The sequence below is a fragment of the Leptospira inadai serovar Lyme str. 10 genome (assembly GCF_000243675.2).
Classification (GTDB): Bacteria; Spirochaetota; Leptospiria; order Leptospirales; family Leptospiraceae; genus Leptospira_B; species Leptospira_B inadai.
Map to the genome: position 1 here is coordinate 62,497 of NZ_AHMM02000008.1, position 22,359 is coordinate 84,855.

Consider the following 22,359-nt stretch of genomic DNA (forward strand, 5'->3'; position numbering starts at 1 on the left):
AAAGGATGCGAAAGCGTCGTCGATACCCATTAAAATTCTTGAAAATAACCGAAGCGTATATTAATTTATTTTAACGAGTCATCGCTCTTGTACTATATTGCTGGAGATTCCATTTGCACTCGAATCCTGATTTTAGACTTCTCTTTGAATCCATCCCCGGTTTATTTTTGGTATTGGATCCGAAACTCTGTATAGTCGGGGTCAGCAACGCGTACCTTGCCGCGACCAAGACCGAACGAGAGGCGATCTTAGGTCGCGGTATATTCGAAGTGTTTCCCGATAATCCGTCCGATCCGACCGCTACGGGCGTAAGTAATCTACATGATTCGTTGAAAAGGGTATTGGAGGACAAGGCTCCGAATTCCATGGCGGTTCAAAAATACGATATTCAACGTCCCGAATCGGAAGGTGGAGGTTTCGAAGAGAAATACTGGAGTCCCGTTAATTCGCCGGTTTTGGATCCCTCCGGAAATCTGATCTATATCATTCATCGAGTCGAGGACGTGACCGAATTCGTTAAGCTTAAGGACTTAGGAAATCAACAAAACCGATTAGCCGAGGAATTATTGTCCCGAACGGCTTCGATGGAATCGGAAATTTATCTACGGGCACAAGAAGTTCAAAAAGCGAACAAACAATTGCTACACTTTAACGAGGAGCTATCCCAAAGAGAAAAAGAACTCCAGCAATTATATAAACGATTAAACGAAATGAATCAGTTGAAATCCCAATTTTTTGCGAATGTAAGCCATGAATTGCGGACTCCGCTAACATTGATACTTGCGCCTATTCGAAAGTTATTGAGTAAGAACGACTTCCCGGACAAATATAGATCCGATTTGGAAGTCGTGGAAAGGAACGCGCAAACTTTATTAAAACACGTCAATGATTTGCTCGACGTGTCGAAAGTGGAAGCGGGTAAAATGAATCTCGAATATTCGGAAATCGATTTGTCGAAGTTGCTGCAAAGAATCGCATCTCATTTCGATTCGGTCGCCAAAGAAAAATCCATTTCCTATTTCGTAGAAGGTCCTAACATTCTATCGGCACAGGTCGATTCGGCAAAGGTCGAAAGAATCCTACTGAACCTTCTTTCCAACGCCTTCAAATTCGTACCGGTTGGCGGCAGGGTAAGCTGTCTATTAAATGCGAAGGAAGATTTTGCCAATATCATCGTTTCGGATAACGGGCCGGGAGTCCCGGACTCGCTTCGCGATGCGATATTCGAGAGATTCCGCCAAGTGAACGAGGGAGACACTCGATCATTCGGAGGAACGGGGCTCGGGCTTTCGATCGTAAAAGACTTCGTCGATTTGCATGGAGGAAGAATCTCGGTATCGGGACATTCCGGCGGAGGAGCTCTTTTTGAAGTTCGGATACCTCTAAAAGCCCCGACTTCCGCTTTCGTTTCGACGGATCAATATACCCCAATTTCGGAAGCTACCGTATTGGGAACGTTGCAGGAATTTAAGAATCTTTCGGAAACTAAAGGGACGGGAATCGTGAATCGAAATCTTCCCCGCGTTCTAGTCGTTGAAGACAATTCCGAAATGAGAGAATACATCTACGAAACTTTGAAAGGGGAGTTCAACGTGAATTTGGCCGTAAACGGGAAGGACGGGCTGGAGAAAGCCGTCCGATTTACACCGGACCTCATCGTTACCGATGTAATGATGCCTATTATGAGCGGAGAGCAAATGGTTCGCGAATTGCGCGCCATTCCCGATTTGACGAAAACTCCGATTCTTCTCGTAAGCGCCAAGACGGAGGACACTTTACGGATTCGTTTATTGCAGGAAGGAGGCCAGGATTATTTACTGAAACCCTTTGCGCCCGAAGAGTTGCTGGCGAGAGCGAGGAATTTTATCAGGTTGAAAAAATCGGTCGACGATTTAGAAATTCTGAATAAAGAACTGGAAGCGTTCAGTTTTTCAATTTCACACGATTTGCGCGCCCCCATTCGCGGTATCGAAGGAGTCGCTAGATTTGTTTTGGAGGATTATTCGAGCGTCTTGGATGCGGAAGGTTTGCGAATGGTAAACGTGATACTGTCCACCGCCGTGCATATGTCCAACCTCGTGGACGACTTGCTCTCCTTTCATAAAGTTACGAAATTAGAGGCTAAATTCCGGAACATTAATATGCTCGATTTGGTGCAGGAAGTTACAACGACCGTAAAAAATGCCTATCCGAATACGGAATATAATTTAGTTATCGAAGAATTGCCCTCCGCCGTCGGAGACGTATCTATGATCCGTCAAGTCTGGGTAAATCTCATCTCGAACGCTTTTAAGTATACCTCTAAGAAAGAAAAACCTGAAATTCGAATCGGCTGTCGTCGAGGTTCGGAAGAGGATACCTATTTCGTAAAGGACAATGGCGCCGGATTCAATGATAAATACTCGAATAAGTTGTTCAAAGTATTCCAGCGTTTGCATTCGAATCGGGATTTCGATGGTACGGGTGTCGGGTTGGCCATCGTCGAGCGTATTATTCGTCGCCACGGCGGAAAGGTTCGCGCCGAAGGTGCCGTCAATCAGGGTGCTACGTTTTACTTCACTCTTCCAAAGATTGTTTAAAATTTCGGGAAATTTTAAAGTTTTTCGGCGTTTTAATAGGATAGTTTCTCTTTGGTTCCTGGCCTCTTTTTTCGTTTCACTTCTTAGAAATCGACCTTCGGTTATTTTTAAGGAATTTCGTAAATTCCGATTCAATTTCTTCTTTCTAGACTGTTGAGTTCGGTAGAGGATGCAATCGGGTAAACGGAAATGTTAGACGAACAGAGAAATCGCTTTAATAATCCTCGGTCCAAGCGGATGAATTTCCGAGTGTTGTTTTTACTCCCGCTGGCTTTTTTTGCATTCTTTGGTTGCAACCAAGCGAAGCCGTTAAACGTGGATATGAGCCACGGAAGCGGATTCTTGCTCTCGCTTATACTTGGAAATCTTGCGACGAATTCCGGAGGCGGATGCGCGGTCCCTCGCCTTTCTACGGGGGAAAATGCGACGATCGTTCTCGGACAGAGCGACTTTGTCAGCAGTGGATTCGGCGCCGGTACTTCCCAATTGCATTATCCGCAAGGAATGACACACGATTCTAAGGGCGGTCTTTGGGTTTCGGATACACAAAACCAAAGGGTGATTCATTATCCCTCGACAATCGCTTCCGGAGGATCGGCCGATATAGTTTTAGGCGGTACTTCGGGAACCGGCTTAAATCAATTCAATAATCCCCAGGCAGTTGCGGTAGATTCTGCGGGCGGTATTTGGGTGGCCGACTATTTAAATCATCGCATTCTGCATTTTCCAAGCGGGGTTGCTACCGGCGGAAGCGCGGATATAGTGATCGGATCAAGCGGAGTTTCCGGAGTGAGTACCACATTATTAAATAGTCCAAGAGGGGTTGCCGTTGAGGCGTCGGGCGGATTATGGGTGGTCGATACCGGGAATAATCGACTCCTGCATTTCTCCACGCCTTTAACCAATGGGAAGGCCGCCGATCTAGTGCTTGGTCAAACAAGCTTTACGTCTGGAGGTACCACTAGTGCGACCGCATCTACATTAGCAAATCCTAATGCTGTAACTGTGGATTCTAACGGAGGGATTTGGGTTTCGGATGCAAGCTATCACCGAGTTCTGCATTTTACATCTCCGTTTGCAAATGATATGAGTTCGGATATCGTTTTAGGACAGTCTACGTTCGGAAGTTCCACGCCTTCGACTTCTCAGAGCGGGCTATGGACGCCCACCGGTCTGGCTACCGATGCGAACGGAGGGCTTTGGGTTGCCGACTACGGGAACCGAAGGGCCATCCACTTTTCTCCTCCGTTTACGAACGGAAAGAACGGAGATACTGTGTTAGGCGAACTGAACTATACATCCAATAATTCAGGCAACACTGTTTCGGCAGCCTTGCTGGGAGGGCCGAATGCTCTTACAGTTTCTCCCTGCGGGCAACTCTGGGTGGCCGACTATAGTGATCACCGAGTTCTTTATTATCCTTAGACAGAAAACAGAAAATTATTTCTGTTACCCTGATAACAATTTTTTTAAAAACGAATTATGTTGGAACTCCTACACCGAGAAAGAAGGGCAGAGGAAAAATCCAATGTTAGGGGAGTTTCCGTGTTCTATAGAAAGATTCTTGCGTTATAGTAGATCTTTCGTCTACCTCTATTACCTTTCCAACTTTCAGAGGACGGAAGACAGAGGACAGAACATTGATAAGCGACGTTTCCACGTACTATAGAAAGATTCTTGTGTTATAGTGGATTTTTCCTCTACTTCTGTAACTTTTCCAACGTCTAGCAGCTACTGTCTTCCGTCCTCTGACCTCTGTCCTCTGAAGATGAACTTGATATTTTATGGAAGCTCTCCTAAATCCGGTTGACGTATCCTTCTTTGGCATATTAAGTAAGGCAAAAATGTTCCTGTATTGAAACGTCTTGCTGGTATCGATTTTGCCAAATTCGAGTTAGCCGACACCGTTTCATTTCGAAGCTTTTTAGTTTCATAAGCGAATCATCAATTTGTTTTGAAGTATAGAAAAGGATATTCGTGAACATGAATCAATTCAAACCGCGTTCAGTAATTTTAGTCGCTTTAACGATCTCGCTCTCCTGCAAACCTAAGCATAATAACAACGGTGCTTTATTAATCGCACTTTTGGCTGCTTCGGCCAAGCAATCCAATTGTACGACGACCCCCGTTCTAACACTTGGAGAATCGGCTACACTAGTTCTGGGCCAGTCGAGCTTCACAACGTCTGCTTCCGGAACCACGCAAAACCAATTGAAACAGCCGTCGGGAATTGCCGTGGATTCGAGAGGAGGGGAATGGGTTTCCGATGCCACGAATAATCGGGTCCTACACTTCCCAAATGGGGTAGCAAGTGGCGGGAATGCGGATATCGTGCTAGGCCAATCTAATTTTACCGCAAGCTCCGCGGGGACGACTCAAAGCACATTGACGACCCCGCAAGGTTTGGCAGTCGATTCCAATGGAGGACTTTGGGTAGTGGATTCCGGGAACCATAGAGTGCTTCATTTTCCGAGCGGGGTAGCCACCGGCGGGAATGCGGATTTAGTGCTCGGACAAGCCAACTATACGAACGGGACAGCCGCGACCACTCAAAGTAGATTGAGTTCTCCCCATGCGGTAGCTGTCGACTCTACGGGAGGGATCTGGGTCTCTGACGGCGGAAATAATCGAGCGCTTCATTTTCCCAGCGGAATCGTGAGCGGGGGAAATGCGGATTTAGTCTTAGGCCAATCGAATTACACGACCGGAACCGGTGGCGTGACTGCCCAGAACGCCTTGAATGACCCTCGCGGATTGGCAGTGGATTCGAACGGCGGAATCTGGATTGCAGAATATGCGAATAACCGAGTGTTGCATTTCCCGAGCGGAGTATCGAGCGGAGGAAATGCGGATAGAGTTCTCGGTCAGACCAACTATACCTCCAGTGCAGGCCAATTTACTCGTACGCAAATTTCCCTTTACCAACCACAGGGTATCGCCGTCGACTCCAGCGGCGGTATATGGGTAGGCGATGCCGGAAATGTCCGAGTGCTTCACTACGCTAGCGGAGTTGCCAATGGTGGGGGAGCCGATAAGGTTTTAGGGCAATCCGATTATACCACAATCGGTAAAACAGGGCCGACTGCCGACAGTGTGGGTGCGGTTGCGGCTCTGGCCATGAGTTCTTGCGGTCAATTATGGGTGGGGGATACTACCAATACTCGGGTACTCTATTTTCCCTAGAGAAAATCAATCGCGAAACAGCCGGAAAGGAATGGCCTTCCCCGTTTGAGTTTGCTTTCTTTTAGAAATTGAATTCTTTTTCACTGCTTTTGCTTGAAAAAGAAAGTCTAATTTTGTAGAATTATTCTAAATTTAGAATTATTCTACACGGAAGGTATGTATGAAACCAAATATTGGAATTCCGGATAAAGATAGGGACGCGATCAATAAAGGCCTGCAGAGTCTTTTGGCTGATACGTATTTTCTATATCTCAAGACTCATAATTATCATTGGAATGTTACGGGGCCATTGTTCAACACTCTGCATCTTATGTTCATGACTCAATATACGGAGCTTTGGAATGCTCTGGATCTCGTCGCAGAAAGAATCCGATCTCTCGGATATCCTGCTCCGGGAACCTATAAGGCATTTTCAAACCTAACTTCTTTGAAGGAAGAAGATGGGGTTCCGAAGGCGGAAGAGATGCTCAAAAATTTGGTGGAAGGGCATGAAGCGGTTATTCGAACCGCGAGGGGAATTCTTCCCGCTGCAGAATCCGGCGGCGACGAAGTGACAACGGACTTACTGACTCAACGTTTGGAGATTCATGAAAAAACGGCTTGGATGTTACGCAGCATGCTAGAGTAAAAATAAAAGTCCGGTAGGAGCCTCGCTCCGGAAAGGACTGAACGGAGAATAGCGTTCAGAGCGGAACCCTTTCCTGAATATCCGTTTGTTCGCAACGGATATTCTTACCGGACGGTCAACGGACCTTAGAGTGTGAGGATATACTCTACCAAATCATCCACATCGTTAGTATTCTTAGTGCACCAAGGATGGGGAGCAGCCGGCATTCCGATCGGCGCAGTCGTTCCTAATTCATCGGGACCATATTCTCGTCTCATCTTTTGATAATCCCAGTAATACCAATTATTGTCTCCGGGAATCGATACGAAGTACTTATGTCTTTCGATGAATCGATTTCTCTTAACGCCGGTATCCGTGTCGGTGGGAGATTTCGGAACTCGAAACACGTCCCCTTTTCTATTATGGGCAGGGTACGGATCCGGGAAGTCGGGCCCGCCTAACGCAGGCGTCGTGGCAGTATGAACGGTATAGTAGGAATTGTACAGTTGCGATCCTTCCGTGCATCGGTCAGGATTGACTAGATCTTCCAAGTTTCTAACATGACCGTCGGTCAGCAAGCCTCGGTGTTGAACCCAGTACATATCCCGTAAGAAAGTCGCCCGGATCGATTGCTGTTTTCGTTGATAAATGGTGGGAGTGAAAAACCTACCGACTTCGTTTAATCGAAACATCTTTTCGTTGGAGTTCAGGCCCACTTTATCGTTATGACAACTCCCGCAATCCCGCTGAAAAATCGTCTTGCCTCGATTGACTGCCGCAGTGACGCCAGAATATGATTCCCATCCGGTTTGCGCGAAGCTTCCTTCTCCGGGGTCTCCTCCGACTTGGCCGTTCAGTTTTCCTTTGTATTTTAACCAACGATATAATCCGACTTGCCGGAGAGGACGATCATACTGATCGAGTTTAGTCATGTACGCGGTCAGCGCCTGCAGTTCATGAGCACGCATCGAGCCGGTGGACCCGTCCGGCTCCTCCGAATGTATGTAAGAACCTTCGAATCCGACGTACGATTCCGTGTGGGAGAGTGATCGTCTAATCCCCATGTAATTGGTAACGTTAGGAATTGCGATCGGAGAGAACTGGTAATCGTTGTCCGTTTCGCTGCCTTCTCCTTTTATCCGAATTAATGCATGCTCTCCGGAGCCTTGCGGTAAGGAATAGATTAGAATCGTCTTATCCACATCCTTAGTACCGGAGTCGAAAACGGGGCCGGGTTCGCTTGCTATAACACCTTTAAAATTTCCTAATAGAGACCATTTCAAAGACCATTTAGGATTCGGAAGTCCCGGTATCACTTTCGTGACTACGTTTCCCGGTGCCGCTTCGAAACTGACTCTATAGCCGTGACAGGACGCACAGTTAAATCCTATCCATTCCCCTTTGCCGGTATAAGGATTGGAGGCTTCCGCGTAACGATAACCTGCCCAACCGCTGCTTCTGGTATTTCCTTTCAATAGCGGATCCGATCCCAAAAATCCGGGTATAGGAGTGGGTTGAGGGTACGGGTCGAAATAAACGTTATCGGTCGCTGCGGAAGGAACTTCGCCGGCATTGGCTTTGTTTGCCCCGAATAATAATGCGGGATCGGCGATATAACCCGTAACCGGATCGGTGGCTTGGTATCCGAAAATTTTATTCCAATCCAGATTCCGAATAGTATGAGCGATACCGATATTAAAATCATAGGACCAAAAAATCTTTTCACCTAGCGAGAATAATGCTCCGAAACCCGGATTATTGATGCTTACCGTCAACGGGTCGGTGGCTTGAGCGTCGCTCAGGATGGAAACAACGTCGCAGGTTTGTTTGAAGCTCTCATCGGTGATCCTTCTCGTTTGCGCGTTGATTACATTATGGGCTTGTCCGGGTCTTAAAAGGGATTCGTTGTATCCGATTCTCTTTTGAACTTGTACGATTAATGGTCCGCTAGTGGTGTGTTCCGGAACGATAAATTGAATTTCAGTATCCGTCCAACTGAGGATGTACTTGCCCCAGGTATCTTCGATAGTATCCACTTCGAAATTCACCTGCTTGGCGACATCCAATCGCTGTTCATACATTGTCAGATTCGTTTCCAAAACTCTAGTATTCCCTATCATGATTTTAGAATAATCGATGTCGGGTCCTGCTCCGAATCCGGTACCTTTCAGAGTGATGGTTTGTCCCGGACTGAGTGTGGGAGGCGGAACCGGAATCGGGCTATTCGGCAAATTTTGCCAGGAGAGATTTCCGTTGATTAGTAATGATTGCAATTTTGGTTGTGGAAAGGAAGCGGCGGATACCGCCCTAATTCCTTCTCGCAAAGGATCGAAACTGCAAACTTCTTCTTGATTGGGGAATTCGGTAAAAATTCCCACGGGGCATCCGGCAGCTAGGGCGGTCAAGGCTATCAATGCCATCTTGAAGAATCCCTTCGCTTTTTTCACACTTCGCGTTCCCATTTAAAGCTCCACTTCGACGGTTCATCGATCCATCGATTCGTTACTGAGAGAAAAGAATACTTCGGTAATCGAAAAGAGTCGTCCGACGGATAGAACTCGAACGTTCGGATTGCATTATTCGAACCGTTGTGATAAAAAAGGCGCTTTAGAAATAAGTGAATTATAAGCGAGGAATAAGAATTACTTTTGCTTCCAACTAATTCTTTCCGTTTTTATAATGAAATAATAAGAAATAACGATGCGGATCTAAGCGGTTTGAAAGTCAGAAAACTTGACAGATCGCTCTTTTTTTTTAAACTACCGATCATGTTAAATTCCGGGTTGGGGGTTGCGATCATCTATTTCGGCTCCGGCCTTTCATTTCTACTCGCCGTTCAGCGAATTCTAACCAGACAAAAGGGGCGAGAGGATAGGCTGGCGGCGGTTCTATTTGCCGCTCTAGGTATTATTCTTTTTTCCTCCGGCAATGTCGTGAAGGAGGTGGACCAGACGTATCCACATTCCATTTTTCTATTGCTCACTTCTTTTTCAACGGTCGGCCCTCTGACTCTTTTATACACGCGTTCCCTCCTTTACCCGAATCAAGCGTTGGATCGTGACGTCCGATTGCATTTCATTGTACCGGGGATTTTTCTGATCTTGGAGCTTTTTTTCTTTGCTAGACCGATTCCGGTGATAATCGCCGATTTAAAGGAATTTAGGACGATTCGATTTCGACATTATCTGGCCTTTTCATTCCTGATAACCACCTTGCTGACTACAGGATATTTTCTAGTCCGTTATCGAATGCTATTAACCGTATTTTCCGTAAAAGAAATCCGTCCTCAAATCCGTTTCATTTTGACTTTGGCAACCGTCACGGTTTGTGCGATGTACTCTCTTATTTTCGGATTTATGGTAGGTTGGAACGGACTGTTTGAAATCGGCGGGATGCTTGTTACGCTGACCGTTATTCTGCTCTTTCTCGCCCCTGCCAGATATCCTAATTTTTTTGCGCCCTTAACACGCGAAGTTCGCCGAAAGAAATACGAAAAATCCCTGCTAGTCGGACTGGATTTAGCTCTGCTCGAACTGAGAATGGACGAGTTGATGCGGGAAGGGAAATTGTACAGAGATCCGGATTTAACGCTGCATAGCCTTGCCGACGACCTGGAAATCAAACCGTATCAGCTTACCGAATTCCTGAACGAGCATTTGCAGGTAGGCTTTTATAATTATATTAACCGGTTTCGAATCGACGAAGCGGTCGCCTTACTTTCGGAAAATCCCGAAAAGGACATTCTTTCCATTTGTTATTTTGTCGGATTCAATTCGAAGTCTTCGTTTAACGATGCGTTTAGGAAGATGACAGGCGAAACGCCGAGTCAACTTCGTCGAACACGATTCGAAAAAAATAAAGTGTCTCCCAAATCTCGTGTCGCCAAGCCGGTCGAACTTTAGGGCTGGAATTCCGTAAAAAGCAGGATCCAATTATCGCTGTTTCTGTCCTGCCAATCTTTCTCCGAATAAAATTTGCCTCCGACCAGGTCTAGAATCTTTTTCATATACGGTTCGCCCGGATCAAAATCTTGCGCGTCCAGGAAAATCGAGCCTCCCCATTTCTTTTTTGCCTGGGTATGCGAATACACTCCTTTTAGCAGTTCGATCGCCTTGTTGTCCAAAGGGAAATCGTATTTTTGCGAAAGTTCTTTTACGAGCCTGGCGACCGCATCCGATTGAAGCGGATTTGCTAAGAGCATTTCCGTGTCTTTACCTACGATCTCGACTTGAAAACAATTTCTATTCGTTCCGGTCGCGGCTGCGGCCATATGCAAGTGGTGATCCAAAAGTTGATAGACCTTCCCGTCCGTATCCGCAAGGAAAGTCGCAGATAGATTCCGTTTTTCTAATACTTTTAACGTAAGATTATAATCGGGAATTGCGGTAAAATGCAAAACCACGCAGTCCGCGGTGATTGCACCTCGATAATTATATCGTAGGCGACGTTCTTCCGGGAGGAGGCCGTCTTTCGTTTTTTCTATCGACTCTAATTCCGCTTTCGGAGTCGGGGTAACTCCTCTCCCTCTATCATAGGTCGGTTCCAAGGGTTCCCCGCTAGGCCCCGAAAAAGGGCGCTCTTTTCTCAATACCCAATCGGGACCGAATCGATCTTTCCATTCCAGTTCCGAGTAATATTTTCCCCCCGATTCGTCCAGAAGAACCTTGATTACGTTTTCATTTCCGCAGTCGCCTCCGTCCAGAAATCGACCGAATCGTTTTTTAGCCTGCGTATGGGTGAAAATTCCGTTTCGGGAATCTATATCATAATTTGTGAATGGGATTTTGTATTCTCTTGCAAGCTTTTGGACCAAATTGAATAATGCCTTTTTTTGCGCGGAACGTTTGAGTACATCTTCGCGGTTGCCTTCCCAGGCGATATGAATCACGCTCTCATCCATTTTCGGTGCGGCTTTTACCTGGATTTTCCCCGCTTCCTCTACCCCGTAGATTTTTCCGTTTCTATCCACCAGATAATGAACGAGCCAACCGCCAGTCGCACTCTTGCGGATATAATCCTCCAGGCTAAGTCCCCTCGTATGGTGAAGCAAGATTCCCTTTGTCCGAATATTCCAGCGATTCGATACTAAACCCCCGAAATGTTCGATAGAAGGAAGAAATGTTTGTATAGGCAAAACCGATTCCTTGTCAGAGGGCCTTGATGATTGAGGGTCTATGGATTGTTCCGATGCACATTGATAGAATAGAATTGCGAGTATAAAAGCGTATTTACGATTCAACATCCTTTCTCCCTTAGTTTTTCCTTCAATAAGGAAAGATCCGATCTTACCCGCTCCAGCACTGCCTTAGATCTGGTATGACGATTTAAAAGATCCTTATATTCTAATATTGCGTGTTTTTTCCCTTTTTCCGACGTCTGCTCCGGTTCCATCGGAAGGTATTCCAATTCCCGAAATGCGGCTTCGGCGTCCGTTCGGATTCTAGTCCAGATCGATGAGAAGGATGAGAAAACTTCCTTTGCGAGTTTTTCTTTCGAGGATTTTAGTCGATCCTCTATTTGAGGGAGATCCGTTCTTAAAAAATCTCCCAATGCTTGGGAATCTTGGACCAGTTCCTCGAGAATATTGCGCAGATGAGATTCCACCGCATTCGCCTGGTTTCGCATGGCTCGTCGGGCCCGAATCGTAATGCGCAAAATCGCGGCGGAAGCCAATAAAATCGCAATCACGAAGACCACGAAGGAAAATTTGGAATGGATCCAAAGGAGTATGGGCGACTCAAACCATTCCGGAAAAAAAAGTCCGGCGGTTCCCGTTCCTAAAAGTAAAAGAACAAGAACACTTAGGAAAATTCGTTGCATTTCCATTCTCATTTCCTGCAAGGAATTCTTCCTGTCAAGGTCAAGACGAAGCTCCCCGGAACCGAAACTTATATGGATGGATGCTCTACCGAACGAATCCCTTTCCGGATCTTCTAAGAAGAACCTACCCAAGGTCGTAAATTTAGGATTTTATAGGATTAAAAAGACCTTAAAGGAAGAAGGTTTTGAAGTAGTGGAGAAACCCGACGGAAAAATCACCTTGGTTTTGAGAATCAAGTAGCAGAGGACAGAGGACAGAGGACAGAGGACAGAGGACAGAGGACAGAGGACAGAGGACAGAGGACAGAGGACAGAGGACAGATAATTATTTCTATTACCCTGACAACAATTTTTTTAAAAACGAATTATGTTGGAGCGAGGTGTTACTGGATTTTCGGGGAGCGTCAGCAATTTTGTGTAAATGACGATTTTTAAAAAGATTCCTATGTTAGAATGGATCTTTCCTCTGCCTCAGAGGGTTTCCAACTAGTAGTAGCTTCTGTTCTGTCTAGCGTGAGCAAGTGAACGCGTCTGTCCTCAGTCTTCTGTCCTCTGAAAACGAATTATGTTGGAACTCCTACACCGAGAAAGAAGGGCAGGGGAAAAATCCAATGTTAGGGGAGTTTCCGTGTTCTATAGAAAGATTCTTGCGTTATAGTAAATCTTTCGTCTACCCCTGTTGCCTCTCGAACATCAAGCAGCTTCTGTCTAGCGTGAGCTCCTACTAAATTCTTTTTGGAAAAGTTCTTGTCAGGGGAATCATTTTGTGATACAGGAATTTTTCCACCGCTTCGCTCCGGCCCCCAGAGTCTGTTGAAAAAGAGGTGCAAATTTTACGAATGTACTAGATTTGCCGAATGGCAAAGTTCAAGAATACGGACCCTAAACAGCTGCGGATGTATGTTTTAAACTTTCAGGAGTTATTTGGAGAAGGACATCCTATTCATAGCTTTAAGAAAGTCATCGATCGCTTAGATTTTGAGGATTTCGAGAAGAATTACCAGAATGATGAAACAGGGCGACCCGCGATCTCGCCCAAGAAAGTAATTTCGGCCCTTTTTTATTCGATACTAATAGGCAACCTCTCGATGAGAGAACTTTGTAGACTTTCAAAACTGAGAGCCGAATTGATTTATCTATTGGATGGAGAAGAGTTAGATCATACGTTTATTTCAAAGTTTAGAAAGACCCACAAAAATGAAATTGAGGACTTATTCTCTCAAACGGTATTTCTCGGTTATGAAAGCGGTTATATAGATTTTGAAACGGTTTCAATCGATGGAACAAAGATAAAGGCCAATGCGAATTCCGATGATATGGGGGATTTAGAGAAATTCGAGACTCGGTTGAAGCAAATAGAAAAAGTCAGTAAGATAAAACTAAGGAGTGGGAACGGTCGGCAGATTTAGAACAGACTAAACTTTCGAAAAAACGACGAAGATTGGACGAAAGCAGCAAGTTAAAAGAGCTGTAGAATTCTTAAAAAAGCACAAAGACCGCCGCAGGATCCATCTCTATGAGAGAAATTGCGATCTACAGAAAAAGGGAAACGCCTTTATCGTAGGTTACAATGCTCAGGCGGCGGTCGATAGCAAATCTAACATGATTGTTTCCCAATCTGTGGAAACGGGGCAAGCAGATACGAAGTTTACGGAAAAGATGATTCGAAAAGTCGAATATTGTCACCTTTCCCTGAAATCAAGAGACAATGATTTCAGAAAAATTCAATATATCTTGGATGCGGGTTACGCGAGTGAAGCCAACTTTCGGAGTTTAAAGGATTTCGATATTTATTGCCCCGATCAAAAAGTCACAAGGCCATTCCAAGCTGGACGGATACCGAAGGTTCCCGATTCTGCTAAACGAAGACCTCAGTTTATAAAGTTCGCTTACGAAAGAAAATCCAACCGATTCACCTGTCCATCAGGTAGAGAACTTAAATTTAAAGCTGAAAGATTTCTTCGTGGAGACAATCGTTATTTAGATTACAGATCAACGAATTGCAATGGTTGTAAGTTAAAGCACTTCTGCACAAAAGATCGCTCTAAAGCCATTTTGGTGAATTCTAATAATTTAAAAAACAACTATGTTCATTTGAGTCCAAGTAAGAATTACCAACCAAACGAGATGGACAATTTCTACACGATGGAAATGCGTAAAAAGTTAAGACATCCGCAATCGCGGAAAATTTACTCTAAGAGATTCCCCTCGATCGAAGGTGTCTTTGGTGCAATAAAAGGATCTCGTCGCGGATATAGATTTATGACGAAGGGAATAGAAAAAGTATCTTTGGAATGGTCCGAGAGATGCTCCGCTCATAATATAGCAAAACTTTTGCGGATTTCGGTATGTTTAAACGATCCGCCCAAATTTGCGGATTTCGGTATGTTTAAACGATCCGCCAAAAGTTAACTGAAAGCCTTTATAACAATTAAACATAATGATCCCAATTACGAGAAAAATACCGACTAACCTCGCTAACTTTTTCAACAGACTCCCCACCCAAAGGGCGGGGTTTTTTAAGTAAATTCTACTCTCCGGGTTTGCAGAAGACTTTCGGAGGACGGAAGACAGAACATTGATGAGCCGGGTTTCCATCTTCCCGAGAAAAATTTCTGTGTACAGGGGATCTTTCCTCTATTTCTGTAACTTTTCCAACATCGTGCAGCTTCTGTCTAGCGCGAGCAAAGCGAGCGCATCTGTCCTCGGTCCTCTGACTACTCGCCTAAATTCGGCAGGTCCTCGGAAAATTCCTTCTGTTCTTTTTTCTTAGGTATCAAGCTATCCTTACAAGATTTGTTCACGAGAGAATCTATCTTTTCTTTTTCCGGAGTCCTGGGCATGATTCTGAGATAGATTCGATAATTGCGAATGGCTCCGGGACAGTAACCCGCTTTTAAATACAAGCTTCCTAGCAGTCTTCGAGCTCCCGGATGCGAAGGCTCATGTTCGATCAATTTATTGGCCAGTCGCATGGCCTTTTCCGGATTTGCCTGAACGATTTTTCTCGCTTCCTCCCAGTTGGGTAGGAGTTCATCCTCGTAGAGACGATAAAGATTATCGTTCCCCATATCGAATACTTTGAATACTACAGTATCCTGGGCGCCGCTTCGACAAATTCCATACCAGATATCTTCCTGATTTTCGGTGATTTTGTTTCCACGGATCGTAACCAATTCCGTTCCGTCTAAACAACCCGCCATCTTATAGATATCCTTCATTGCTGCGGGGGAAGCCGCCATTAATACCCGGGCATTATTGGAATAAAATGCGATATCGTCTTCCGGCAGAGCGTCCTCCGGGTTTGCGGTGTTCGGCGTATCGTTGAAGACCCTAAGCTTGATGGAAGACTCCAACACCCAGTTCGGTAATTCCAAGCTCTTAATAAAGGAATCGTTGGGTTTCCAGAGGGATTGAACGGAAGCGCAAAACGAAAAATGAGAAAGGAGGATGCAGAGTCCGATCTTTGATAAAGGGAAGAATTTGAAGAATCGAGTCTCTTTTCCGGTTGCCACAGAGGGTAACATGTGTTTTTTCGATAATAGAATCAACTAGGAAACCGATGCCTAAGGAACTCAGAGCAAAACTTAACGGTACAGGCCAAAAGCACTGTATCATCGTGTCCCGTTTTAACGAATTTATCGTGGAAAGTCTTTTGAAAGGAGCGACGGAAGCTTTACTTGCTACCGGCGTCGAAGACAAAGATATTACTATCGTCCGGATTCCCGGCGCGTACGAGTTTCCGCTTGTCGTTTCTAAAGCCGCCTCTTCCAAGAAATACGACTCCATTATTTGTTTAGGCGCCGTGATTCGCGGCGCAACCGCGCATTTCGACTATGTCGCAGGAGAATCCGCGAAGGTAGGCTCTATCGGAGTTCAGTACTCTCTCCCGGTGGCTTTCGGAATTCTGACGACGGATACCATCGAGCAAGCCATCGAAAGGGCCGGGACAAAAGCGGGTAACAAAGGTTATGAAGCCGCTCTGACTGCCGTTGAAATGGTGAATCTGTTGGCACTACTCTAATCCATGTCCACTTCCCGCAGGAAGTCCAGGGAGATCGCCGTGATGGCGCTTTATCAACTGGAACTAGTAAAACCGCCCTTATCCGAAGTCCTAAAATTCAAATGGTACGACAAAAAAATCGATAAGGATGAGAGGGATTTTGCCGTTTCAATTATAAATGGGGTTGTGAAAAACGGCGAGGCCATCGATACTCTAATCAAGAAGTACTCGAGGAATTGGGATTTTGAAAGAATTTCCCCGGTGAATAAGTGCATACTGCGCCTATCCATCTACGGGCTGCTTAACTCGATGGAAATCCCGTCTACAGTCGTGATCGACGAAGCGGTTGAACTAACCAAAGAGTTTGAGAGCGAAAATTCGGTTCCGTTCATTAATGGAATCCTGGACTCCATCCTCCAATACGAGACCAACCGACATGGAAAACCCGATCCGAAAAAACCGGATCTTCCTGGAGACGGAAGAGCCTAAAACGTCCGCGTATTACGGTGAGGAACCGGATGAATTTCGGCCTCGTCGTTCTTATAATAAATTAGCCTTTTTCTGGGGTGCGATGGTGCTTTTAGTGCTTCTCGCATTCTTGGCGGCGGGTTGGTATTACTACACCCATCGTCCAGGAGATTTGGCGGGCGGAAGTTTTTCGGGTAGTAAGGATTTGCTGGCTCCGAAAGGAGATATCAGTAGACTTTTGGAAAGACCGTATCTTCCGGAAGGTAGCGCTAATCCTCAGTTAACCAAATGCATCAATCTCTATAAAGAGAGATTCACTCGACAAGCTTTCGATTATTGCACCGAATTCTTAAACGGACCTTCAACCGAGCAGGAGAAGTCTGTCGCGCTTACGGTTCTGGGAGTCATTCACGACGAGGCAGGCAGATTTCCTCTAGCGATCGAACGCTTGCAAAAAGCCGTACTCTTTGACCCGAAAAACGTTCATGCATATTATAATCTTACCCTAGCCTATAAACATAACGGTCAATTTGCGGACGCAAGATCCACTGCAATGAAGGCCAAGGAACTCGCCCCCGACGATCCTCGGATCGCTCTTTTGGCCGGGAATTTATTCAATGAAATCAACGATCCGGACGCCGCTATCGATGCGTATAAGAGGGGATTATCAACCGCTCCCGACGACCCGTATCTAACCTATAATTTGGCCGTAAGCTATTTTAAAAAAGGGGAGCTTCCTCAGGCAGAAGAGCAATTCAAGCTGGTGATTCTGAAATCTAGAGGTGGAAAATTATCCGCTCTTTCCAACGCTTATCTGGGAAATATCACTTACAATCGAGGCGATTACGGCTCGGCGGAACATTATTTTAGAGAAGCCGCAACTCTTTCTCCGAACGATGCAAAGGCCCTATACAATCTTTCCGTTGTATTAAAAAAGAACGGAAAGATGGAAGAAGCGCTAAAATATCTAGAGATGGCCAAGCTGGCCGGCGCCTCGGATCCGGAGATTTTCAGATCCATCGCCGATTCGTTCGAACAATTGAATCAAGGAGAGCAATCCATAGACGCTCTTCACAAAGGTCTAAAATATAACCCGAATAACTTGGATCTACTTTTTCAATTGGCGGAAACGTACTATAATCGAGGCGATCTGCTCGCCGCCGAAGAAACGTACCGGAGAATCGTAGATTCGACGCCGGGAGACAGTTTCACCGAAACGGCCCTCATTAATTTAGGCGTGATATTGGATCAGATGGAACGCTATGGGGAAGCCGTAACGTATTTGAATCGAGTATTGGACATCAATCCAAAAAACGCTAAGGCCTATTATAATTTAGGCTTGGTATACAAACATACCGGCAACGGAGTACAATCGATCGAAAATTTCCGCAAGTCGGCGTATCTGGATCCTACGGACATCAAGCCTAAGGAAGCTTTAGGGGATTATTATTTAGAAAATAAGTTTTATCGCGAAGCAATCGAGGAATATTCAGCTTTGTTTAAGCAGAAGGAGGATTATTACAAAGTCGCGCTTAAATTAGCGGAAGCGTATGCCGGTTCGAATCAAACATCTAGTGCGGAAAAAATTCTATTACAAATATTGAATCAATCTAAGAATAGCGCCGAGTTGCAGCAGGCGCATAAAAAGTTGGCCTTACTATACAACAAGTCCAAGGATCCGGATTTGCGAAATCGGGCAAAGGACGAGGCTTATCGATCCGCGCATATGGATCCCGACGATTATGAAGGACGTTTAGTTCTAACGAAGATACTCTTAGATTCCAATTCGGTTTTGGATCGGGAAAAGGCGATCGAGGAATTAACCGCTATCGTTCGTTCCGAAGTGAAACCAAAAACCGCATCTACTGCGTATAATTATCTAGGCGTGGCTTATTATAAGAATGGAGAATATAAAAAGGCCGTTCGAGCGTTTCAAAACTCCATCGATTTGGATCCTTCCAATACGGAAGCATACGATAATAAACGGGCCGCATCCGCCGCGTTAGAAGGTTCTTCTCAACGGGAGGGAGTTTTCTGAGACGGATTTTCCTCCTTCTCTTTCATTGTTTCTTCCTCGTTACTTCCGTAATATATTCGGAGGAAGTAAAAGATCCGTTTAAAGAAGACGTGTTATCCGGCGGAAGAAGGCAGGCCAGGTCCATCCAAGAGATACGAACTCGCGCAAGATCGGACCTGATTCGAGAATTGCCTCGAATTCTTTCCAACCCGAATTCTAGAGAGGATACTCAGTTTGCGATACTCGGGTTATTCTCCGAAATCGACGATTTGGATTCGCTTGCTCCGAATTGGAGCGGAGAATCCGAGGTATTATTTAAACTGACGAAGAACGTCGAATTACAAAAAAGAATCCTCGAACTGGCCGAAAAAAAGAAGGAAAAAAGACTGATCTATGCGGTGATTACCGGCCTGACCCATACGGATTACGAGCTCAGACAGATCGCATATAGATGCGTACAGATTATGAAGGACGATCGTGCAATGCCGAACGTCTTGGATCTCGCCAATTCTCCTAATCCCATTTATCGGGAATACTTTTTGGAATCTTCGGTTTGGATTAAGGACGAAAGAGTCCAAAATTTAATAAACAAATTCTCGTCCGATGAAAGTCCGGCCTTAAGAAGAAAATTCATTTCCACACTGCAAAAAAACAACCTCCAAGATGTCCGAGGTTTGATTCCGAAGATGGCGGCGGGCGACGAAGACGAGGATGTTCGACTGCAAGCGTTGGAGATCCTGAAGGACAGAAAAAATAGGCAGTACATTTCCTTATTTTATAAAGGGATCACCGAACAAAATCACGATCTTCGGGCCGTTTGTGTAGAGGCTTTATTCCCTTTCCTGGACAAGTCGGGAGCAAAGGCAGTCTCGGAACAGTTATCTAGAGAGACGGTAAATAGTCTGAAAATCAGATTGATCGATCTTTTGCTCGAACTGGGGAACCACGGAGGAGGACAGGGGCTGATTGCCGTTTTAGAAAATGATAAAGAACCTTTTTTGCGGTCCAAGGCCGCGGAAGCCGTCGGTAAACTCGGCTTTAATCCCGGTTCGACCGACTTAAAGAGAATTTTGGACAAAGAGAAGAACGTCGACGTTAAACTTTCCATTCTAAGAGCAGTCGGCGACCTGAAAGAGAAGACGACGGTTCCCGCTCTGATAACATTCGCATCCAACAAGAAGGAGAAACTCGCGTTACGCTTGCAAGCCGTAGATACGATTCGAATTATCGGTGATCCGGAATGCCTACCCGGATTATTCGATGCCTACGTTTTCGAAAAGACTCCCGAGGTTAAACAGGAGCTTGAACGAGCGACTCGGGAACTTTTGCTCATTAAAACGGCTCGATAGAATTTGCGACTTAGCGATCGATCCGTTTCGAAAATTATGCGAGATACAATCCCTTCCCGACGTCGCATGACTATGAACGTTAACCTAATTGTAATTCTGTGCATAGTATGCGCTGCTTGTAGGGCCAATCTTCGTACGTCCTTCGACGATCTACCAGTTGAAAACGAATTTAGGAAAGGTGTCCCGGACGGAAAGGACTGGAACGGTTCCTATTTAGTGACCGCCTCCGAAATATGGGCTGACAAATTAAAAAGAGTTCTTTCCGATTCGAATAATTTTTCGCGACCGGACTTGGATAGAGATCATATTCAAGAAGGCTTTTCGGAATTAGAGCGACTCGGGAAGCGGGCTTTTTTGATTACGATCCGTCCTAAATTCGGAGGGCGAGAAGTCACCGAATTAGGAGAGACAGGTGTTCGACTTGGAACCTGCGATGCGATCGACAAGTTGGAATTCCCTTATACGTACGTGGTTTTTCCCGAGAGTTGGTTTAATAAGTTGGAGAGATATCCGAAAAACCCCAGTGAAACCTATGTTACTCTAATAAAGCCTCGTAAAAAAGCCAGGCCTTATTACGAGGAAGAAACGAGGAGAATCGTCGCCACATTCCAAAAAAGTTGCGTTTCGCCGGGCGAGAATAAACTGGAAGTTCAAATTCTAGGATATGAACTTTTACTTTTCCGTTTTATTTTTCAGTACGATTGACGGAACCGTTTCTCCTAATTCCCGCGCTCGAATGTTTAGCGATTCCAATTCGGGAAGAATTCGAACTTCTCCTGGGCGGTCGCGTCATGAGCGGGAATGATTCGCAATTTCGGATAACGTGAAAGTAGTTGATGAATCTTTTCCAATTCTCCTCCTAAACGATTCGGATCGTTATCGGCTATCCATCGCGACGCCCTAGGCTTATGTGCGGGAAAAGCGAATCCTTCTTGGGACCAGGTGGTATCTCCGGTAAAAAGATATCTGCGATTTCCGGAGAGATTTAGGAAGGCTCCGACGGAACCGGGTGTGTGTCCTTGGATCGGAACAAAAACCAGGCTCCCGTCTCCAAACCAATCCTTACTACTTTCGTAGTTCTCATACGGTCCGTCGGTAAAGAATAGATCCGCCCAATCCACTTCTCTGCCGGAAAATTGAGAAGCTATGTATCCTTTCTTTTGCCCTTCGTACGACGAAGCGAAATCCTTTTCTGCGGAAGTAGCGTATATTTTCGCCCAAGGGAAATCCTTGATCCCGCTTGCATGATCCCAATGTAAGTGGGAAAGGAATATGGATCGGATTTTGCGGGAATCAAAGCCGGCCTCTTGCAATTGATTGATCGCAGGGCGATCGTTTTTATAGGCTAGTAACGGTCTTTTATAAAAAGCGTGCTGTCGGAATTCTTCGGCGATATGAGTTCCCAATCCGGAATCGAACAGGAGAGTCCCTTTCGGGTGTTCAATCAATACGGCCGTATGAACTATTTTACGTTTTTTGAATAAGGATCCGCCTTCCACGATAAAAGCTTCCAGGGTTCTTCCCTCTCCCGTTTTAATGAACGAAAAACGGATATCGGGCCTATAATTCTCTTTGAATATACGAGGATCGGTCGCGACACGGAAGACCTCGAGGTTGGAGGGAACTGCCAATCTCGGAAATCCGAGAAGATAGATTTGAGTCGCGATAAAGACAGTCAGAACGATTAGCAGTAGTTTCAGCGGTTTCATAATTTATTCCCCTGCATTCAGTAATTGTTTTGCCGCTTTGGCCGCAGAACGAAGCGGGCGAACGTCCCTACTCGTTCGAGATAATAGGATGGCGCCCTCCATTAGCGAAAGTAAAACCTGGGCGAGTTCTCTCGCTCGAACTTTCCCATAGCCTGAATTTCGTAGGAAAAGTTCCAATCTAGTATTCCAATTTTTGAATATGTTCTGACAAACTTCGTTTACCACTCCGTTTTCCGAAGCGGTTTCGTTTGCCGTCGTGGAAATAGGACAACCCTTGGAGAAATTAGAGGCGATCAGTTTTGTTTCCAGAGATTGCAATATATTCTCGATACCGTTTGCCGCGGTTCTGGAATTTTTCAAGACGCGTTGGAAAAATTCCCCCATTTCCTCGCCGGAGATCGATAAAGCTTCGGTGGCCAATTCCTCTTTGCCGCCCGGGAAATGAAAATAAATGGATCCTTTCGGAGCCCCCGAGGCCTCCACGATATCGTTTAAGCCGGTTCCGGAATAACCTCGCATTTCCAGTGCTTCGGCCATTGCTCGGACCATTCTGTCCCGAGATTTTTCTCCCTTTTCGCCCATAAGGCCATTGAATCTATAAATAAATAGACCGGTCAATATAAA

General features: G+C 45.5%; 17 protein-coding genes and 1 pseudogene. 12 read left to right on the forward strand and 6 right to left on the reverse strand.

Features of this window, described 5'->3' with window-relative positions; all coding sequences use genetic code 11:
* Window positions 1-113: 113 nt before the first annotated feature.
* From lvrA to LEP1GSC047_RS03080, 4 genes are all read left to right on the forward strand, one after another.
* Window positions 114-2,579 carry a hybrid histidine kinase/response regulator LvrA gene (gene lvrA / locus LEP1GSC047_RS03065; protein ID WP_010413047.1) on the forward strand — a complete coding sequence of 822 codons (2,466 nt, stop codon included), beginning with the start codon at window positions 114-116 and terminating at the stop codon, window positions 2,577-2,579.
* Between the two features lie 249 nt (window positions 2,580-2,828).
* Window positions 2,829-4,004 carry an NHL repeat-containing protein gene (locus tag LEP1GSC047_RS03070; RefSeq protein WP_020988169.1) on the forward strand — a complete coding sequence of 392 codons (1,176 nt, stop codon included), beginning with the start codon at window positions 2,829-2,831 and terminating at the stop codon, window positions 4,002-4,004.
* Between the two features lie 558 nt (window positions 4,005-4,562).
* Window positions 4,563-5,762, forward strand: a complete 1,200-nt coding sequence (locus LEP1GSC047_RS03075; RefSeq protein WP_010413044.1) for an NHL repeat-containing protein — start codon at window positions 4,563-4,565, stop codon at window positions 5,760-5,762.
* A 160-nt stretch (window positions 5,763-5,922) separates the two neighbouring features.
* Window positions 5,923-6,390, forward strand: coding sequence for a Dps family protein (locus LEP1GSC047_RS03080; protein ID WP_010413043.1), 468 nt, complete (start codon window positions 5,923-5,925; stop codon window positions 6,388-6,390).
* Between the two features lie 125 nt (window positions 6,391-6,515).
* Here the strand turns inward: LEP1GSC047_RS03080 and LEP1GSC047_RS03085 are convergent, their stop codons facing one another.
* Complete coding sequence (locus tag LEP1GSC047_RS03085) at window positions 6,516-8,831, reverse strand: IPT/TIG domain-containing protein (RefSeq protein ID WP_010413041.1); 2,316 nt, start codon at window positions 8,829-8,831, stop codon at window positions 6,516-6,518.
* Window positions 8,832-9,137: 306 nt separating this feature from the next.
* On the opposite strand from LEP1GSC047_RS03085, the gene LEP1GSC047_RS03090 reads away from it, so the two are divergent.
* Window positions 9,138-10,271 carry an AraC family transcriptional regulator gene (locus LEP1GSC047_RS03090; protein WP_010413039.1) on the forward strand — a complete coding sequence of 378 codons (1,134 nt, stop codon included), beginning with the start codon at window positions 9,138-9,140 and terminating at the stop codon, window positions 10,269-10,271.
* Here LEP1GSC047_RS03090 and LEP1GSC047_RS03095 read toward each other — a convergent pair.
* Both LEP1GSC047_RS03095 and LEP1GSC047_RS03100 read right to left on the reverse strand, forming a co-directional pair.
* Entirely contained in the window at window positions 10,268-11,611 is a 1,344-nt protein-coding gene (locus LEP1GSC047_RS03095) for a peptidoglycan recognition protein family protein (protein WP_020988190.1), read from the reverse strand. The genes LEP1GSC047_RS03090 and LEP1GSC047_RS03095 overlap by 4 nt on opposite strands.
* Window positions 11,605-12,189, reverse strand: coding sequence for a hypothetical protein (locus tag LEP1GSC047_RS03100; RefSeq protein WP_039933991.1), 585 nt, complete (start codon window positions 12,187-12,189; stop codon window positions 11,605-11,607). Before LEP1GSC047_RS03100 ends, LEP1GSC047_RS03095 begins: the two co-directional genes overlap by 7 nt.
* 76 nt (window positions 12,190-12,265) lie before the next feature.
* Here LEP1GSC047_RS03100 and LEP1GSC047_RS21855 point away from each other — a divergent pair, with 76 nt between their 5' ends.
* Both LEP1GSC047_RS21855 and LEP1GSC047_RS22455 read left to right on the forward strand, forming a co-directional pair.
* The gene (locus LEP1GSC047_RS21855; RefSeq protein ID WP_010413034.1) at window positions 12,266-12,430 is read left to right on the forward strand and encodes a hypothetical protein; all 165 of its coding nucleotides are present in this window, start codon (window positions 12,266-12,268) and stop codon (window positions 12,428-12,430) included.
* Between the two features lie 616 nt (window positions 12,431-13,046).
* Window positions 13,047-14,545 (forward strand): annotated as a pseudogene (locus LEP1GSC047_RS22455) (transposase).
* Between the two features lie 361 nt (window positions 14,546-14,906).
* Here LEP1GSC047_RS22455 and LEP1GSC047_RS03120 read toward each other — a convergent pair.
* Window positions 14,907-15,716 (reverse strand): tetratricopeptide repeat protein, encoded by an 810-nt coding sequence (locus LEP1GSC047_RS03120; protein WP_010413027.1) that lies wholly within the window; start codon window positions 15,714-15,716, stop codon window positions 14,907-14,909.
* A gap of 35 nt (window positions 15,717-15,751) precedes the next feature.
* Between LEP1GSC047_RS03120 and ribH the strand changes: the two genes are divergently transcribed.
* From ribH to LEP1GSC047_RS03145, 5 genes are all read left to right on the forward strand, one after another.
* Window positions 15,752-16,213, forward strand: coding sequence for a 6,7-dimethyl-8-ribityllumazine synthase (ribH, locus tag LEP1GSC047_RS03125; RefSeq protein WP_010413025.1), 462 nt, complete (start codon window positions 15,752-15,754; stop codon window positions 16,211-16,213).
* A 3-nt stretch (window positions 16,214-16,216) separates the two neighbouring features.
* A complete protein-coding gene (nusB, locus tag LEP1GSC047_RS03130) occupies window positions 16,217-16,681 on the forward strand; it encodes a transcription antitermination factor NusB (protein WP_020988173.1) in 465 nt (154 codons plus the stop codon).
* Window positions 16,629-18,698: a tetratricopeptide repeat protein gene (locus tag LEP1GSC047_RS03135; RefSeq protein WP_010413020.1), complete on the forward strand. Its 2,070-nt coding sequence runs from the start codon at window positions 16,629-16,631 to the stop codon at window positions 18,696-18,698. Before nusB ends, LEP1GSC047_RS03135 begins: the two co-directional genes overlap by 53 nt.
* A gap of 89 nt (window positions 18,699-18,787) precedes the next feature.
* On the forward strand, window positions 18,788-20,026 hold the full coding sequence (locus tag LEP1GSC047_RS03140) for a HEAT repeat domain-containing protein (RefSeq protein WP_010413018.1): 1,239 nt from the start codon (window positions 18,788-18,790) through the stop codon (window positions 20,024-20,026).
* Window positions 20,027-20,098: 72 nt separating this feature from the next.
* Window positions 20,099-20,731, forward strand: coding sequence for a hypothetical protein (locus LEP1GSC047_RS03145; protein WP_020988189.1), 633 nt, complete (start codon window positions 20,099-20,101; stop codon window positions 20,729-20,731).
* Between the two features lie 35 nt (window positions 20,732-20,766).
* Here the strand turns inward: LEP1GSC047_RS03145 and LEP1GSC047_RS03150 are convergent, their stop codons facing one another.
* Together LEP1GSC047_RS03150 and LEP1GSC047_RS03155 are read right to left on the reverse strand one after the other, a co-directional pair.
* Window positions 20,767-21,735: an MBL fold metallo-hydrolase gene (locus tag LEP1GSC047_RS03150; protein ID WP_010413014.1), complete on the reverse strand. Its 969-nt coding sequence runs from the start codon at window positions 21,733-21,735 to the stop codon at window positions 20,767-20,769.
* A gap of 3 nt (window positions 21,736-21,738) precedes the next feature.
* Window positions 21,739-22,272, reverse strand: a complete 534-nt coding sequence (locus tag LEP1GSC047_RS03155) for a TetR/AcrR family transcriptional regulator (RefSeq protein ID WP_238325512.1) — start codon at window positions 22,270-22,272, stop codon at window positions 21,739-21,741.
* Between the last annotated feature and the right edge of the window lie 87 nt (window positions 22,273-22,359).